13 protein-coding genes, 3 pseudogenes and 2 riboswitches are annotated in these 16954 nt (G+C 35.3%); of the genes and pseudogenes, 14 read left to right on the top strand and 2 right to left on the bottom strand.

Going from position 1 to position 16954, the window contains the following annotated elements; translation table 11 throughout:
• Positions 1-250: 250 nt before the first annotated feature.
• From AC0IXC_RS00915 to AC0IXC_RS00930, 4 genes and pseudogenes are all read left to right on the top strand, one after another.
• Positions 251-490: pseudogene (locus tag AC0IXC_RS00915) on the top strand (GNAT family N-acetyltransferase); the annotation flags it as partial.
• A 432-nt stretch (positions 491-922) separates the two neighbouring features.
• Positions 923-1647 (top strand): annotated as a pseudogene (locus tag AC0IXC_RS00920) (helix-turn-helix domain-containing protein); the annotation flags it as partial.
• Between the two features lie 199 nt (positions 1648-1846).
• Positions 1847-1950: riboswitch (purine riboswitch) on the top strand.
• A gap of 177 nt (positions 1951-2127) precedes the next feature.
• Positions 2128-3009, top strand: coding sequence for a 5'-methylthioadenosine/S-adenosylhomocysteine nucleosidase (locus AC0IXC_RS00925; RefSeq protein ID WP_193652986.1), 882 nt, complete (start codon positions 2128-2130; stop codon positions 3007-3009).
• Between the two features lie 474 nt (positions 3010-3483).
• Positions 3484-4311 (top strand): endonuclease I family protein, encoded by an 828-nt coding sequence (locus AC0IXC_RS00930; protein WP_002033283.1) that lies wholly within the window; start codon positions 3484-3486, stop codon positions 4309-4311.
• 142 nt (positions 4312-4453) lie between these two features.
• Here the strand turns inward: AC0IXC_RS00930 and AC0IXC_RS00935 are convergent, their stop codons facing one another.
• Entirely contained in the window at positions 4454-5884 is a 1431-nt protein-coding gene (locus tag AC0IXC_RS00935) for a YfcC family protein (RefSeq protein WP_002033286.1), read from the bottom strand.
• Between the two features lie 198 nt (positions 5885-6082).
• On the opposite strand from AC0IXC_RS00935, the gene rraA reads away from it, so the two are divergent.
• The 9 genes and pseudogenes from rraA (at position 6083) to AC0IXC_RS00980 (ending at position 16141) form a co-directional block, all read left to right on the top strand.
• Positions 6083-6562 carry a ribonuclease E activity regulator RraA gene (gene rraA, locus AC0IXC_RS00940; protein ID WP_002190176.1) on the top strand — a complete coding sequence of 160 codons (480 nt, stop codon included), beginning with the start codon at positions 6083-6085 and terminating at the stop codon, positions 6560-6562.
• A 340-nt stretch (positions 6563-6902) separates the two neighbouring features.
• Entirely contained in the window at positions 6903-8687 is a 1785-nt protein-coding gene (locus AC0IXC_RS00945; protein ID WP_471652463.1) for a DUF4430 domain-containing protein, read from the top strand.
• 123 nt (positions 8688-8810) lie between these two features.
• Positions 8811-9638 (top strand): DUF4430 domain-containing protein, encoded by an 828-nt coding sequence (locus tag AC0IXC_RS00950; RefSeq protein ID WP_471652464.1) that lies wholly within the window; start codon positions 8811-8813, stop codon positions 9636-9638.
• Between the two features lie 23 nt (positions 9639-9661).
• On the top strand, positions 9662-10546 hold the full coding sequence (locus AC0IXC_RS00955) for an energy-coupling factor transporter transmembrane component T (RefSeq protein ID WP_471652465.1): 885 nt from the start codon (positions 9662-9664) through the stop codon (positions 10544-10546).
• Positions 10547-11024: 478 nt separating this feature from the next.
• Positions 11025-11664 (top strand): annotated as a pseudogene (locus AC0IXC_RS00960) (IS607 family transposase).
• Positions 11624-12754 carry an RNA-guided endonuclease InsQ/TnpB family protein gene (locus AC0IXC_RS00965; RefSeq protein WP_471652466.1) on the top strand — a complete coding sequence of 377 codons (1131 nt, stop codon included), beginning with the start codon at positions 11624-11626 and terminating at the stop codon, positions 12752-12754. The pseudogene AC0IXC_RS00960 and the gene AC0IXC_RS00965 overlap by 41 nt, the downstream one beginning before the upstream one ends.
• A 144-nt stretch (positions 12755-12898) precedes the next feature.
• Positions 12899-14560: an ABC transporter ATP-binding protein gene (locus tag AC0IXC_RS00970; protein WP_215589956.1), complete on the top strand. Its 1662-nt coding sequence runs from the start codon at positions 12899-12901 to the stop codon at positions 14558-14560.
• A complete protein-coding gene (locus AC0IXC_RS00975) occupies positions 14533-15234 on the top strand; it encodes an ECF transporter S component (protein ID WP_215589955.1) in 702 nt (233 codons plus the stop codon). Before AC0IXC_RS00970 ends, AC0IXC_RS00975 begins: the two co-directional genes overlap by 28 nt.
• A gap of 184 nt (positions 15235-15418) precedes the next feature.
• Positions 15419-16141 (top strand): YwiC-like family protein, encoded by a 723-nt coding sequence (locus AC0IXC_RS00980; RefSeq protein ID WP_002033247.1) that lies wholly within the window; start codon positions 15419-15421, stop codon positions 16139-16141.
• A 31-nt stretch (positions 16142-16172) separates the two neighbouring features.
• Here AC0IXC_RS00980 and AC0IXC_RS00985 read toward each other — a convergent pair whose 3' ends face one another.
• Complete coding sequence (locus tag AC0IXC_RS00985) at positions 16173-16364, bottom strand: hypothetical protein (protein ID WP_002084448.1); 192 nt, start codon at positions 16362-16364, stop codon at positions 16173-16175.
• Between the two features lie 122 nt (positions 16365-16486).
• Positions 16487-16585: riboswitch (SAM riboswitch) on the top strand.
• A gap of 38 nt (positions 16586-16623) precedes the next feature.
• Here AC0IXC_RS00985 and AC0IXC_RS00990 point away from each other — a divergent pair.
• On the top strand, positions 16624-16944 hold the full coding sequence (locus tag AC0IXC_RS00990; protein WP_002110869.1) for a hypothetical protein: 321 nt from the start codon (positions 16624-16626) through the stop codon (positions 16942-16944).
• The last annotated feature ends 10 nt before the right edge of the window (positions 16945-16954 follow it).

The following is a 16954-nucleotide window of genomic DNA, read 5'->3' on the forward strand; positions in this document are numbered from 1 at the left end:
TAAAAAAATGTATAGATTCATAGAACTAAAAAGGAAGGTTCCCTTGTGAGAGCAGGGTTCTTCTTTTTCCTTGCTACCGATAATGAGACGTTATGTTAACTGATCATGTATACAATATGCATTGTTCCTTCTTCAACTAAAGGGCAGATTAGTTGAAGAAGGAATTTCTCTAAATTTGGAAGAATTAATATTCAAAAATATGTTAAGGAGCTTGTGAATTATATGGAATCCATTAGCAAAAGCGAAGTGAAGCTACTGGATTGGGAAGGAATATTGGGGTCATGGTATTGCAACTAAAGCGTTGTCAGAGTTTCTGGAGTATATTAAGGTACGCCCGCTCTATGCTCGTGCCGCTAAAGATAACCTCGCCTCCATTAGGGTATTGGAAAAATGCAGGTTTAAAATCATCTCTGAAGATAAAGGTTTTTCCAACGCAAGAGGCAAGGATGTTGAAGAATTTATTTTGAAGCTCGAACCTTATGATATGTAATTTAATACCGTAATACGATTGGAGCGGTTCTTGACTAAGAAACCTTCTGTTGTTTAACTAAAGGGTGGCTTTAATTTAGCAAGAAACTAAGAATTTTTAACTTCCGCTAACGAAAATTATGTAAATAAGCTGTTCACTGGATTCTCATAGAAAACTGTGGTGAGATGAAATTTTTGATTTTGAAGCACTTCAAAATCTTAGCTAGATGGCTATGTATCGGTACCCCACAATAAAAAGGCAGGAACATATCAAATATGTTCCTGCCTTTGATTTTATTAAGTTTAATATCTATGACCTAAATATAATAAAATTTGGAGCTTCTTTTATTTTAGAGAGATGTTTCCTAACAGTTGATTTTGTTAACGAAAGTCGACTTTAAATCTATATTTTGTGTGAAATAAAGTACATATAATAAAAGTATGAGGTGATACAGTGAGAGAAATTCATATTCATAAAATCATTGCGGATAAGAGAAAAGAAAAAGGAATTACACAGGAAGAGTTAGCGGCGTATATCGGTATTACGAAAGCATCTGTTTCCAAATGGGAGACTGGGCAGAGTTATCCGGATATTACATTTTTGCCACTGTTAGCATCGTACTTTAACATAAGTATAGATGAATTAATCTGTTATACACTGCAAATGAACAGGAAGATATTAAAAATTTATATCATAGACTAGCGGAAGCTTTTAGTGAAGAACCGTTTGATGAAGTAATGATGGAGTGCAGGGAAGTGACAAAAAAATATTATTCTTGTTTTCCATTATTAATTCAAATGGGGCTACTTTTTATTAATCACCACATGTTAACAGAGGATATGGATAGAAGAATTGAAATTTTAGAAGAGGCAATGTATCTCTTTAGCCGAGTGCAGGGAGAAAGTGAAGATGTTTCTCTTGCGAAAGAGGCGGTATCGTTTAAAGCAACTTGCTATCTTATACCCAATAGACCAAATGAGGTGCTTCAATTACTTGGTGAAACGATACGTCCTAACTTTCCAGAGGAAGATCTAATTGCGCAGGCGTATCAAATGCTTGGAAATGCTGAAAAGGCGAATGAAATGATGCAAATTAGTATGTATCAACATTTAATACAATTCGTTGCGACAATACCGAATTATGTAGTAGTAAATGCCTCAAACGCTGAAAAGGTAGAGTAATTGTCTGTAAAAGATCGGTTGTTGTAGGTTAATCTAGTTTAGTATATGGGTTATGAGTTTTTTAGCGTCGTTATCCAGTTAGGAATGATAAATCCTAACTATTTAAGTTGTAAAAACGAACATTTTTATTATTTTCATTAAAAACGTTCACTTTTAGATTGCGTATACACTAAAAGTTTGTTATATTACCAATATAATAATTTTAAATAACATCACTCGTATATACTCGGTAATATGGTCCGAGCGTTTCTACCTAGTTCCCAATGAAAGAACTGGACTACGGGTTAAAGTATTCGGTCGCTTTCTGTATTGAGCCGCTACCGATCTATAATTTAGCATTGGCCTCATCTTTTGCTTAATTAGCTTTGACTACCGTAGTTCTAGAAAGTAGAGATTCTTCTACAATTTCTAGAGCTTTTTTCTTTGGACCAAAACATCGAGTATAGAAAACAACAAGAGAAGGAGGAGAGATTATTTATGAAGAACAATATGTTGAAAAAGTGTGCGGCGCTAGTAACTACTACGGTATTGTCATTCTCAATACTTGCGGGATGTAATGCGAGTCCAAAACAAGTAGTAGAGGCAAAAAGTAATCAACAACCTATTTTAATTCAAGGGCCAATGCCGATAGAGGCTGAGAAGTTTGCAAAAAGGTTAAAAAATGTGAAAGAAGAAAAGTCTGGAACTTTCGTATTTTATAAAGGAACTGTCGACAATTATCCTGTAATCGTTGCGAAAACAGGTAAAGGAATGGAAAATACAGCAGCCGCTACAGCGGTGGCTATTGAAAAATATAAGCCTATAGCGATTATTAACCAAGGAACATCAGGTGGACATGATCCTAATTTAAACGTATTTGATATTGTTTTAGGAAAACAAGTCGCGAATATAGGTTCACTAAAAACAACAAATATGAATGAGAACCAAGGAATTGAACCGGAAAAATGGATATCTATGGACCTGATGGCTTCTGAAGGGAGTGCAGGAGAAGATCCAAATGCTGAGAAAATCCGATACTACGAGGGAGATAAGGATTTACTTGCAGCAGCTAATGCAGTAAAAGATAAATATACAAAAGGTAAAGTGGTCGAAGGTACTATAGGTTCAGCAGACGTTTGGAATAATGAAGTTGATAGAATTAAATGGTTCCATACAAAATACGGTACATCTGTAGAAGAAATGGAAGGTGCAGCAGCAGCGCAAATCGCAAAAGCTTATGACGTACCATTCTTAGGGATTCGCGTATTATCTAACAATAAAACAAACGGCGGAAAATACAACCCAAATACCGCGGCGGCAAATCAAGAATATGTATATGAAGTAGTTAAAAAGTATATAGATTCGATACCAAATAAATAGTAGTAGTTCTGTCTCAATATAAAAATGTTATCATTACTGCACAATGTGTTGTGAACTCAGAATTACCAAAGTTTCTTTAATTAAAATAGATTGGTGCCTTACATGGTATCCAATCTATTTTTGTACTTATTCTACAGAGGAAGAAGGGTTTTACACAAAAAATAAAGACAGTTATAGAAAAAAGAAAAGTCGAACGATTTATCAAATATGCATAATTGCATAAAATAATTGAAATTTATAAGTTAACATTAAACTACTTTTTAATTGTAAAGAATATTTTAATAATCTTTACTAGAGAAGGATATTCCTTGTGAAAAGTAGATAAACAAAAAGTGTGGAAATAATACAGACTCAATAGAGTTTTGTATTAAATAAAAAGAAAAGGATGGGTATGGCTTTCTAAAAGTTTTTGGGGGCTAGAAAGCATTTTTTAGTTAATAGCTTCAAATTATATTTTAAAGGGGAAATGGGTATATGAAGTTTAGAAATACAAGGCTTGCTATGGTTACACTATCTTCATTTTTTATTTTAGGTACTGCATCTCTATCATTCACAGATATCATACACGGTGAAGTAGCTTCTGCATCACCACAAGAGATTATTGTAAAAAGCTATGACGATACATATTATAATAATGCAATAGGAAAAATGGGTTTAGAATTAAAGAAGGAACTTCATAATATTATTGATGATCATACAAAGTTATCATACAGTGCGGTTTGGGAAGCATTAAGAGATACTGATGAAGATCCAAATAATAAAAACAATGTGCTACTCTTATATACTGGGCGTTCGCAAGGGAAACTTACGAATGGTTCAGGAGTTGATAATTGGAACCGAGAGCATGTTTGGGCAAAATCTCACGGTGATTTTGGAACGACTGCAGGAGCTGGAACAGATTTGCATCATTTAAGAGCGACGGATGTATCTGTAAATAGCTCACGTGGAAATCTGGATTTTGATAATGGTGGTGTGAATCATTCAGAAGCGACAGAATGTAAGTACGATAGTGATTCTTGGGAACCTCGTGATAGTGTAAAAGGAGATATCGCTAGAATGCTATTTTACATGGCTGTTCGTTATGAAGGAGACAACGGCGAAATAGACTTAGAATTAAATGAAAAGGTGAATAACAATAAAGATCCATACATGGGTAAACTATCCGTTTTACTAAAATGGAATGAACAAGACCCTGTCGATGATTTAGAGCGAAAGCGTAATGAAGTGATTTTTACAAAATATCAACATAATCGCAATCCTTTTATTGATCATCCTGAATGGGTAAATAAAATTTGGAATTAAAATATTTAAAGGTATTTTGCTTTGAGAGAAGGGATTGATCACTATGATCAATCCCTGTTTATATCTATACTAGAATAAGTGATTTTTATAGGATTGGAGAATAGGATAGATATTTTATCAAGTTAAGTATAATAAGAGTCTTTTAATACGGTCCCCATTCAATATTCACACCAACAATAAGAAAAATAAGTCCGATGATAAACCAAATGAATGCAAGTGGAGCCATGAAGCGAATCCATTTTCCATAAGAAATGCCGCTCGCTGCGAGAACGCCCATTAAAACACCAGAAGTTGGATTGAGGCAGTTCACTACACCTTCTCCAAGCATAACAGCCTGTACTGTAACTTGGCGTGTAATATGCATGAAATCGGCTAATGGAGCTAATATCGGAATGAAAATAACAGATTCTCCTGTCCCGGATGAAATGAGGAAATGTAATGCGGCACTACTTACATACATGCCGAGAACGCCAAATACAGGGCTATGTCCTTCGAGAGACTGTGCGAGTTGATTAACGATTGTATCAAGTAATTTGCCTTGTTCTAAAATGACTGAAATACAACGAGCCATTCCGACGATCAAAGCACCGTATATGAGATTTTGGCAGCCTGCTAGAAAAGTAGAAGCGATATCGTTTGCTTTCATACCACCTATTATTCCCGCTGTAATTGCTATGAATATAAAAGTAGCGGTCATTTCTGCGTCCGTCCAATGTAGACGAAAAGCGCCTATTAAAAATGCAATTAATGATAAAGCCGAAACGAGTAAAATTAATTTATGACGTATTGTCCAAGGAACTTCTGTTTTCTCTGTTTCTTTCTCACTTGAAAGAGCATTACTTGGAAACCAGTTATCTCCGAGTATGCTTCCTTTATTCGATTTTTTTAAGCGTTTTACATACCAATTAATATACAAAATGGTAGCAATTAAAAAAGAGATATAAATTGCCGTACGTAAACCAATTCCTGAAAACATCGGGAGTTCTGCGATTTTTTGTGAAATGCCTAAAGGTGAGGGAGATAAAATAGTAGCATTAAAACCAGCATAAGTGCCTAAATAAATAATTGCTACGCCGACGATAGCGTCCCATTTTAATGTGCGCGCAACGATGATGCCGATGGGGATAAAGCCAATAACTGAGTTAACGATAATGCCAGTCGTGCCGAGAATAGAAAAGAGTGCGGCGACAATGCAAATGAAAAGTAATTGCTGATTACGAAATTTGTTAATCACATGATAGATTAAACCGTCAAGAGCACCTGTTTTTTCAAGAATTGCAATAGCTCCACCTGTAAATAAAATTAAGAAGATGATCGGAGCAGCAAGTGTCATTCCTTTTTCAATAGCGGTAAAAAAAGAAACAAACCCTACCGGCGATTGTGGAACAGAATGATAACTTCCTGGTATTGTCGTTGTAACAGTACCGTTTGTAACTCTTTTAAATTCTCCAGCAGGAACGAAATATGTAGCAATGGCACAAAGTAAGGCGATAAAAAATAGTAGTACGTACGCGTCAGGCATTTTAAACTTTCGTTTACTCGGCTGTTTTTTTACCTCGGTCTGTAATTGCATAAAACCCCTCCTTTTTCACCTGGTTAATTTTCAATATTCTGAAATTTATCTGTGAAATAGATTATAATAAAGGTGGCTTCTTAAGGCAATAGTTTTTCTATCCTTTTTCTGCACATACAAATTCTTGCAGCATTAGACAGGGAAACGAAAAAAATCCAAGAATATGTAATATAAAAGGAAAAGAAAAGAGGGAAAGAGATGTGGAAAACTACGGATCTATGTGATGAATTTGAAAAGGAATTACAAATATGTCGCCAGTCTTTTCGGTCTTTCGGGAAGAAAAAACAATTCTATGGGAAAATCGCAACGGTAAAAGTGAAGGATGATAATGTACTAGTGAAGGAAGGATTGCAAACATTACCAGAAGGAACGGTATTAGTTGTTGATGGCGGAGCGTCTACGAATTGTGCGTTACTTGGTGATAATTTGGCAGCTATTGCGGAGGAAAGAAAGCTAGCGGGGATTATTGTGAATGGATATGTTCGTGATTCTAGTGAACTAAAGAATATAGATATTGGTATTTTAGCGTTAGGGACGATGCCAAATAGAAGTATAAAAGAAGGAAAAGGAGAGCGTGGTATTTCATTGCAATTTGGACAAGTAGAATGGAAGCCAAATGAATATGTGTATGCGGATGAAGATGGCGTCATTATTAGTGAAAAGAGTTTGCATCGTTAAAGGTTAGTAAGTTACTATTCTTAGAAAATAAATCCGATAAAGCATGGACAAAATTCTTTGTCAATAGTAAAATAATACAGAAATTTAAAATTAACAGAATGTATAGGTTTATCGTTTTACGATAACTTAAATGGAAGTAAGTTGTGCCTAGAAAAGTGAATGTTATCACAATGGTGCGTTCATAAACGAAATTATTTTTCCTATACAAATATAGCCGCGAATAATGCGGGTAGGAGGTGTTGTACATTTTTGTTCGACACTTACAAAAAGAGAGTGTCAACCGCATACCCTTAAAGGGTCTTTTTTTGTGTGAATGTTAGTAAAGGGAGGGAATTTTTGGATGGCAATGTTAAAGAAATGGCTGCTTACATCATTAATGGCAGTGGCACTTGTATTTGTTTCTTTTGCGAATACAGTACATATTACGTTTGCTGAAGGAAAGACAGCGAAACTTGCAATTATTGGTGAATCACAAAAAGGAATTATGTTATGTCCGAAAGAAGTTTCCATTGAAGATGGAGAAACAGCTTTTAGTTTGCTACAAAAAGTTATGGGTGACAAAGTAACATCTGAAAGTATGTCATTTGGAACGTATATAAAGGGCATCGATGGATTAATGGCCGGAGCAACGAGCGGTTGGTTGTATGATGTAAATGATAAATCTGCAGAAGTTGGGGCGGATAGTTATAAATTAGAGTCTGGGGATGTTGTTGCATTTCGTTACGTTGCAGACTGGAGCAATATGAGTCAACAAACGTTGCAACAAACGTTAGATAAATTTGGCACTTGTAAAACTGTAGAAGAGCCAAAACCAGAGGAACCGAAAACAGAAAAGCCAGATGGTAAACCAGAAGAACCGAAAACAGAAAAGCCAGATGGTAAACCAGAAGAACCGAAAACAGAAAAGCCAGATGGTAAACCAGAGGAACCGAAAACAGAAAAACCAGATGGTAAACCAGAAGATAAAGTAACAGAACAACCAAAGGAAGAGAAAGTTGAAATTCCAGCAGCACAATTAAACGAAGCGATTTCTAAAACATCAGAAAAGATGTTACAAGATGGAATTGGTAGTGATTGGGTTGCGATTGGACTTGCTCGTTCAGGTGTAAATGTTCCGCTTGAAACGAAAATAAACTATGTTAAGCCAGTAGCTGAAAAGGTTAAGAAGCGTTTAAATCGTTTTTCAGCAACAGATTTAGCTAGAACGATTATTATGATGAATGCAATGAATGTTGATCCTACAAAGGTAGAGGGACAAAATTTAGTACAAAATTTATTTGAATCAGATAAAGTGAATTCCGTTACAGGATACGCATTTACATTACTTGCATTAGATACAAAGAAATATGAGATTCCGGCCGAAGCAAAATGGAATCGAGCTGCTTTAGTACAAGCACTTTTACAAGCGCAGCATACAGACGGTGGCTGGACATATGATAGTTCAAGTAGTAAAGAAAGTGCTAGTAACGTTGATGTAACAAGTATGGTATTAGCAGCATTAGCTCCTTATCAAGATCAAGCAGATGTAAAGCCAGCTATTCAAAAAGCTGTTGATTATTTATACAAGCAGCAGCTAGGTAATGGTGGTTTTACCGCTGATGGACAAGAGAATTCTAATAGTACTGCACAAGCAATTATTGGACTATCGCTAGTTAAAGATGTAGATCACGATCGTCTTAATAAAGCAGTACAAAATTTAATGTCATACCAGCTTCCAAATGGTGAGTTTAAATGGTTACCAAGTGATCAAAAAGGTAGCGGAATGGCTACAGAGCAAGCATTTTTAGCGTTACTTCAGTTTAAAGATCTTGGAAAATCGATTTATGATTGGTCAAATGTAGTAGAGAATGAAATTGATACGAAACCAATTGTAGAGCCAGAGACAACTGTAGAAGAAAAAGAAGTTGTAGAACAGCCGAAACAACAAGAAGAGTTACAAAAACAACCAAAAGATGAAAATCTAAAAGTTGTTGTAGATAACGAACGAGTTAATAAAGAAACAAACAAGAATAAGAATCAATTACCACAAACAGGAGCATCTTCTCATAGTGCAGCAACACAAGTAGGTATGGGTGTATTATGTATCGCTTCTGCATATGTATTATGGAGACGTAAAGCAGCTTAACAAAAATTAGGAGCAATCATTTGCTCCTAATTTTATTATAAAAGTGAGGGCTAATAATGAGTGGGGATGAACAAAATCTCCACTCATTAAAGTTTCACTTTAATATGAAAGGTGAGGGACAGCATGAGTAAGATGAAATGGTTCATTTCTTTAGTTCTTTCATTGGGATTATTAGCCGGATGTGAAGAAACGGCTGTAAAACCTGAGAAGAAGGCAGAACCGAAGCAAGAAGAGCAAAAAGAAGTAGCGAAACAGGAAGAACAAAAAAATGTACCGAAACCGGAAGAGAAGCAAGCTGAACCGGAACAAAAACCACAAGAAGAGCAGAAAGATAAACAAGAACAAAAAGTAGAAGAGAAACCGAAAGAAGAAAAAGCGCAGGAACAACCTGAAGTAAAGAAAGAAGAGAAACCAAAGGAACAGCCTGCTGCAAATAAACAACCAGAGCAACAAAAAGTACAAGAAGAGAAAACACAGCAGCCGAAAGCACCAGAAGTAAAAGAAGAAGCAAAGGTTGTTAATCAGCCAAAAGAAACACCAAAGCAGGAGCAAAAGAAAGATCCGAATAAAGAGGAGAAAACGATACCGACTCCGGTAGTACCAACTCCTGAACCACCAAAACCAGATCCAGTATCAGTACCGAAACCGCAATCGAAACAAGTTACTATCTCCGTAAAAGGTCATGAAGGATACTTATTAGGTGCGAAAAAGGTTGATGTACAAGAAGGCGACACAGTTTACAGTGTGCTCACGGGCACAGGATTAGAGGTTGATGCAATGGGCTCTAAAGGTGATATTTATGTAAAAGGTATTAATGATTTATACGAGAAAGATATTACTACTACTAGTGGCTGGAAATATCGTGTGAACGGTGCTTTTCCAAACTATAGTGCTGGTGTAGTTAAAGTAAAACCAGGCGATACAATCGAGTGGGTGTTTGTATTAAAATAGGAAAGGATCTTCGGTAAAGGACTATGAAAATAAGCTTTTCTTCTTTACATCCTTTTGTTAATTTTTTCTATTATATTGGGGTGATGATACTGTGTATGATGTGTCTTCATCCTCTTTTTTTAATTGGAGCTATTATACTAATAGTAATCTTAAATATAGTACAAGGAAATGGCGAGAAAATAAGAAACATGCTGCCAAGTACTATCGTATTCTTTCTAATGGTTATTTTATTTAACTCTTTATTAACGCATAGAGGAGCGACTACGTTATTTTATTTAGGAGATAGCCGGATTAAGCTTGAGGCCTGTATGTATGGACTTGTTATGGGATTATTATTAGTTGCGATTATGTTTACATTTGCTTCTTATAACGATATTATTTCGAGTCATAAATTTTTATATTTGTTTTCGAGAATTTCACCGAAAGTTGCATTGTTAACGATGATTACAGTACGATTTGTTCCTTTGTTTATTAGGCGGTTAAAGAAAATTACACTCGTCCAAAAAACGAAAGGTGTACAATTAGATTCAGGTTCACTCATTGAGCGTATAAAAAATGGAATGAAATTACTGCAAGTGTTATTAGTTTGTTCGTTAGAAGATGCACTTCAAACGGCAGATTCTATGCAAGCTCGTGGATTTGGTGTAACGAAACGTACGACTTATATTCGGTATAGAATGGAAAGACGCGATTGGTACACGCTAAGTTATTTAAGTATTCTATTTATAGCCGCATTCATATTTAGTTATTATGGCGGAGGGAAATTGATCATTTATCCGAAAGTGGAATCAATACTATTCCAGCAATACGATGGAATTATGTTTATATTATTTATGATGTTTGTTAGTTTACCAATTATGATGGAAGGAAGGGTAACTAACTGTTACGATTTATTTAATCAATTATAACTAAAGTTAATTAAATATAGCAGTAAGCCCTGCTAGTCAAGTGATTGGCTAGTAGTGAGGGTTAACTGCGGGCAATCCCTAAAGCTGATTGAACTACAACGTGGCTAGAAATGGTGAGCGTGAATGTTGCGAAAGCAGAAAAAATCAATCAGATGGTGCAAGGTTAAATCCTAAACACTAGAACAATGGGTCTTCCGCATCGAATCATCTAAGTTAAAATTGATAAGATGAACGTTCAACGACTATCTCGTATAACTGACGAGAGTACATCACAAGCCTATGGTGATGGAAAAATCCTCTATCTCTAAAGAGATAAACATATAGTCTGCGCTCATGTGAAAACATGAGAAGTTCATAAGAGAACTGGCTAAGGACTTGCGCCCTTAGTTGAACAAGATAAATTTAATTAAATCTATCAAATCTCGTTGAATCTACCGAACGTATGTGCTATGGTAAATCCAATGAGGTGAGAATAATAATGAAATTTTTACGAGTTAGTCAAGTATCGGAATTAACAGGTTTGCATCCTAGTAGTCTTAGGAGAATGCACAAAAGCGGTGAATTAGTACCTGAAAAGGTGACTGCTGGTGGAACACGCTACTATTCAGAAGAACAAATCTTTCATTATCTAAAAGGGGAGCGCCCAAATAATCGCACAGTAATTGGCTATTGTAGAATCAGTTCTTCGAGTCAAAAAAACGACCTAGAAAGACAAGTCGATAGAATGAAGCAATTATCTTATCGCGCGAGGTTATCAATTTGAAATTATCGAAGATATTGGTTCTGGAATCAACTATAAGAAAAAAGGCTTTAACAAGTTAATTGAACGCATTGAGAACAATGAGGTTGAAAAAATTGTTGTCATGCACAAAGATAGACTTGTGAGGTTCGGTTATGAGTTGGTTGAAAAGATCTATCAACTACATGGAACAGCGATTGAAGTAATTGACAATACTGCTAAAACAGAAGAACAGGAGGTCGTAGAAGACCTTGTTCAAATCATTACAGTATTTAGTTGTAAACTTCAAGGCAAGCGCTCTAAAAAGACCAAACAGATAATCAAGGAGTTGACTTCTGATGATATTGGCGAAGAAAGTCAGATTGATTCCAACGCCTGAACAAGAAAAAGTGCTTAGAAACCATGCTGGAGCTTCAAGATTCGCTTATAACTATTGTAAAAGAATGAGTGATAGATACTATAAGCTATTTGGAAAATCTGTTTCACAGTTAGCTTTACAGAAACGATTTACAAAGATCAAGAAGCGAAAGCGAAATGAGTGGTTAAAAGACATCAACGCACAAGTTCCCAAACAGGCTTCAAAAGATTTTGACAAGGCGAGAAAAAATTCGTTCGAAAAATACAAAAATGGCTATCACACTTCTTATAAAACCAAAAAAGATTTAATCCAAGGATTTTATGCCAATTATGAAAGACTGATTATAGGAAAGAAAGTAGTTGATATTCAGTCCATTGGAGAAGTGAAAACAAGCCAACAACTACCAAGAAACAAAAAACCATCAAATCCAAGAGTTACATTTGATGGTCGTCACTGGTGGATTAGTGTAGGGTTCAAAGAAGAATTCGAACCGCAAGAACTAACCAATGAGTCGATTGGTGTGGATGTTGGTTTAAAAGAGTTATTTGTAGCTTCTAATGGTACGAAAGAACGAAATATAAACAAAGATGCTAAGGTTAAAAAACTTTTGAAAAGGAAAAAGTTAGCGCAAAGAGATATGTCTAGGAGATTTAAAAAAGGTGTGAAATTTCAATCTGCCGGATATGAAAAAGCTAAAACTGAGCACCTGCGGTTATCTAGGAAAATTACGAATATCCGAAATAACCATATCCATCAAGCAACAGCTAAATTGGTGAAAACCAAACCAATGAGGATTGTTGTGGAAGACTTACATATCTCAAACCTGTTAAAAAACAAAAAACTATCGAAAGCATTTTCATTTCAAAAATTAAACTTCTTCTTTCAATGTTTATCATACAAGTGTGAGAAGTACGGCATTGAATATGTAAAAGCTGATAAATGGTTCGCGTCAAGCAAGATTTGCTCAAATTGTGGAGTTAAATACGACCATTCAGTTCAACCAGAAGGACAGTGGAGTTTAAAGATTCGTGAATGGAACTGTGTTCCATGCAATAGCCATCACGATAGGGATTTAAATGCTTCGATAAATTTATCAAGATGGGTAAAATAAATGCTTGATAATAGGAGGTAACGATACTGCCTCGTGTGGAGTGTTATACCTCTCGTCCCTTCGGGGTTGCGAGAACGCGATGAAGCACTAACTTGTGTAAATTTGATTAAATTGTATAGATTTAGTTAAGTTTATCGTATCGGAATGGATATGGTGGCGCATGCAGAAATAAAAAAATTATCATTTATATATACTGATGAAAATGAAGAAGCGTTACAGCATATTTCTCTTTCTGTTCAAAAAGGAGAATTTATAGTACTTGCTGGCGGTTCAGGTTCTGGGAAGACAACTTTATTAAAACATTTTAAAAAGGAGTTACTTCCAATTGGCACGCGTTCTGGACATACATATTATGATGGTGCTTTATTAGAAGAAGTACCAGATTTATTATCTGCCCAAGAAATTGGTATGGTATTTCAAAATCCAGAAAATCAGATCGTAATGGATACCGTTATTCAAGAATTAGCATTCTCTTTAGAAAATATCGGGCTACCATCACATATTATTCAACAAAGAATAGCGGAACTCATTAGCTTTTTAGGATTTCAAGATTTGTTACATCAATCTGTCCATACTTTATCTGGTGGTCAAAAACAACTTGTAAATTTAGCTGCGGTGTTAGTCATGCAGCCGAAACTATTATTACTGGATGAACCGACAGCACAACTAGATCCGATTGCTGCAAAAGAGTTTTTAGGATTATTAAAACGTATTAATGAAGAACTCGGAATTACGATAGTTTTAAGTGAACATCGTTTAGATGAAGTTATACCGCTCGCAACACGCGTTGTTTGTATGGATAATGGCAGAATCATTTATGATGATACTCCTAAAAATGTGATAGCGAACATGTGGGAAGTAGAAAAGTTACGTCCATTCATTCCGCAAATTCCAAGATTGTTTTTAGAGTGGGATGTGAAAGAGATTCCATTTACAGTGCGAGAAGCGCAAATGAAAATGAATGATTTTTCAGCGATATCATATAGGAATGGGCAAGTAGAACAATATGAAAAGCAAGAAGTAATTTTAAGTGCAGAACATATATCTTTTCAATATGAAAAAAATAGTCCACTTATTTTACGAGATTTAACAGTGAACATCGAAAAGGGAAAATGGACAGCTCTAGTTGGGAAAAACGGAACAGGGAAGTCTACACTGTTAACGATTTTAGCAGGATTGCAAAAAGCTAGAAGAGGTAAGGTAAAGTGGAATGGGAAAGTGGTACATAAAATTGATTCGAAAGAACGATTTAAAAGTATAGGGTACGTATCGCAACATCCGTACTATCATTTTACTTTTGATACAGTATGGGAAGAGGTTTATGAGCGTGCGCGTGAATTATATGGTGAAGAGGGAAAAACAATAGCAGAAGAAATGTTGAAAAAGTTCTGGTTAGATTCACTTAAAGAGCGCCATCCGCATGATTGTAGCGGCGGAGAGCAACAATTACTCGCATTATGTACAACGTTATTATCAAAGCCAACTTTATTATTACTCGATGAGCCGACAAAGGGACTAGATCCATGGAAAAAGGAAAGAGTAGGAGAGCTATTTAAACAGTTGCAAAAAGAAGGTACAACAATTGTAATGGCAACGCATGATATTGAGTTTGCAGCGAAATACGTTGATCAGTGCATGATGTTATTTGACGGGAAAGTCATTATGAATGATGCACCGAAAGAGTTCTTTAGTGGTAACTTCTTTTATACAACATCTATTAATCGATTCATCCGTAGAGAGTTGCCATTTGCATTAACGTGGGAGGATGTGTACGAAGCGTGTCCAAACGATATGTTACATTCATAATATTTATTTTTGCTGTTATAATATGCACACTACTCTTTACGACTTTTATTATGGACGGGTATTACATGGTAAGTAGTTTGTTTTTATTAGCTGTCATTATGTTACCTTTCTATGTTCGTTTTGAAAGGAAGGCGTTTGTTTCACGTGAAATTGTTATCGTTGCTGTGTTAGCGGCGATTGCGGCGGTTAGCCGGGTACCATTTTCTATTTTACCAAGTGTACAGCCGACTTCTTTTGTCATTATCGTTTCTGCAATTGTTTTTGGAAGTGAAACTGGCTTTATGATTGGGGCAACGGCGGCTATTGTATCTAATATTTTTTTAGGGCAAGGTCCGTGGACGCCGTGGCAAATGTTCTCTTGGGGCATGATCGGGTTTATAGCTGGACTATTACGTAATACATTTTTAATGAAAAAACTGTGGGGAAGACTGTTGTACGGATTTGCCGTTGGATTTCTATTTGGCTGGATTATGAATTTTTGGGGTCTTCTTGGTTTTATACAAGAAGCAACGTGGGAAACAGTTATTGCTTACTATGTCGCAAGTTTTTACTTTGATCTGAGTCACGCGATATCGAATGTTATTTTCCTTCTGCTATTTAGTACGTCATGGATTACGATCCTCACAAGATTTAAAAAGAAATACGGTATATTAGATGAGCATAACGTGACATAGAAAAGCATACTCATATAAGGTAGGGTCGCGACTTACATATTCGTTTGCCTCTTTCATGCTTCTTACATATTGTAAGGAGCATTTTTTATTGTCAAAAAATAGATTCAATATATGTCCGTTATTATATGAATTTATTTGTATAATAGTAGGTGAGAACTATTTTCAAGAGGGAGGTGTATAGTTAATGAAGTTAGTTATTCCGAAGCAACATGGAGCATGGGCGATGCTTGTCATACCATTTCTATTAAGTGTATTACTTGGTAAACCTACTTTTTATCATATCCCATTGTTTTTAGCCTGGTTCTTTATCTATCTAGCTACGTATCCATTTCTCATGTACATAAGGCAAAGACGAAAAAAAGAATTTCTACACGCTGCAATTGTTTATTTTATCATTGCATTTGTATTTGGGATGATTTCTTTATTATATGAATGGCGAATTCTTTTATTCGCAGTATTAATGATTCCATTGTTTATTGTAAATATGTATTACGCTCGTCAAAAAAATGAACGAGCATTACTAAATGATGTTTGTGCGATTATAGTGTTTTGTATAGGTGGTTTAATCAGTTATTATTTCTCCATGAAATTAATAGATAAAACAGCATTATTCATTACGCTTATTTCATTTCTATATTTTTTAGGAAGTACGTTTTATGTGAAAACGATGATTCGTGAAAAAAATAATCCGAAGTATCGTTTTATATCTTGGGGATACCATATTGTATTAACGGTAATTGTATTTGCTATAAATCCATGGTGTTCACTCATATTTGTACCAAGTGTAATTCGGGCCATTATGTTGTATGGCAAAAAGATTTCTATATTAAAAGTAGGGATTTTAGAAATTGTTAATTCTGTATATTTTTTAATAATAACGGTAATAATGATGAAGTATGCCATTTGAAACAAACTTCCCATCTTTTGATGGGAAGTTTTCATTCTTGTTCTAAAATGTGAACGGTGTAATCGCAACGTTGAAGAGCTTGCTCTACAGCGTAAAGGGATTGTTCAATACGTGCGCGATTAAAATCTTCTTCAACAGTCTGTAATGCATCTTCTAAACAATGTTTCGCTTCTTGTAAGGAATGAAAAGAATCTTGTACGTATCCACGAGCATTCTTTTTCAAAGTAGTAGCCTCCTTTTGTACATCTTTTTGTAGTATGAACAATAAAGAAGAAAATATAATTTTTTTATATTTATTTGACAATTATAATAAAATTACGTATAGTTAAATTTAAAGTGAATATTTTCTTATCCAGAGAGGTGGAGGGACTGGCCCGATGAAACCCAGCAACCGCGATGCAGGTGCTAATTCCAGCAGAACATATTTGTTCTGGGAGATAAGACGAAGATATACGTAACTTCTTCTTATCGGAGAGGTTTTTTTGTTGCAAAAAAACCGATTACGAAAACATATAATAAGAAGAAAGGGGTTGCGAAGTACTGTGACACTCGAAAAATACGTAAAACTGCGTAGTACAGTTTATGAATATATGATAGAGCAAGATAAGCCAATATCATTGTTAGATATTCAAGAACATATCGTTTCGCATCATGAAGGAAAATTCACTAAAAAAATGTTACATCAATTTTATTTATCAAGACTATTAGATGAACTCAAACTGGATGGGAAAATTACTTTAGCTGATGATGAATATCGCTATGCTGAAAAAGGGGTATTTTATAAGGCGGGAAAAGGGAGCTGAGCTCTCTTTT

It is taken from the genome of Bacillus sp. AC266, assembly GCF_979253805.1.

Bases quoted from the DNA above. Each gene is read 5' to 3' on its own strand.
- AC0IXC_RS00925 (WP_193652986.1), top strand. From the start codon at position 2,128: ATGAAGAACAATATGTTGAAAAAGTGTGCGGCGCTAGTAACTACTACG.
- AC0IXC_RS00955 (WP_471652465.1), top strand. From the start codon at position 9,662: ATGAAAATAAGCTTTTCTTCTTTACATCCTTTTGTTAATTTTTTCTAT.
- AC0IXC_RS00945 (WP_471652463.1), top strand. From the start codon at position 6,903: ATGGCAATGTTAAAGAAATGGCTGCTTACATCATTAATGGCAGTGGCA.
- AC0IXC_RS00930 (WP_002033283.1), top strand. From the start codon at position 3,484: ATGAAGTTTAGAAATACAAGGCTTGCTATGGTTACACTATCTTCATTT.
- AC0IXC_RS00965 (WP_471652466.1), top strand. From the start codon at position 11,624: ATGATATTGGCGAAGAAAGTCAGATTGATTCCAACGCCTGAACAAGAA.
- AC0IXC_RS00950 (WP_471652464.1), top strand. From the start codon at position 8,811: ATGAGTAAGATGAAATGGTTCATTTCTTTAGTTCTTTCATTGGGATTA.
- AC0IXC_RS00980 (WP_002033247.1), top strand. From the start codon at position 15,419: ATGAAGTTAGTTATTCCGAAGCAACATGGAGCATGGGCGATGCTTGTC.
- AC0IXC_RS00970 (WP_215589956.1), top strand. From the start codon at position 12,899: ATGGATATGGTGGCGCATGCAGAAATAAAAAAATTATCATTTATATAT.
- rraA (WP_002190176.1), top strand. From the start codon at position 6,083: ATGTGGAAAACTACGGATCTATGTGATGAATTTGAAAAGGAATTACAA.
- AC0IXC_RS00935 (WP_002033286.1), bottom strand. From the start codon at position 5,884: ATGCAATTACAGACCGAGGTAAAAAAACAGCCGAGTAAACGAAAGTTT.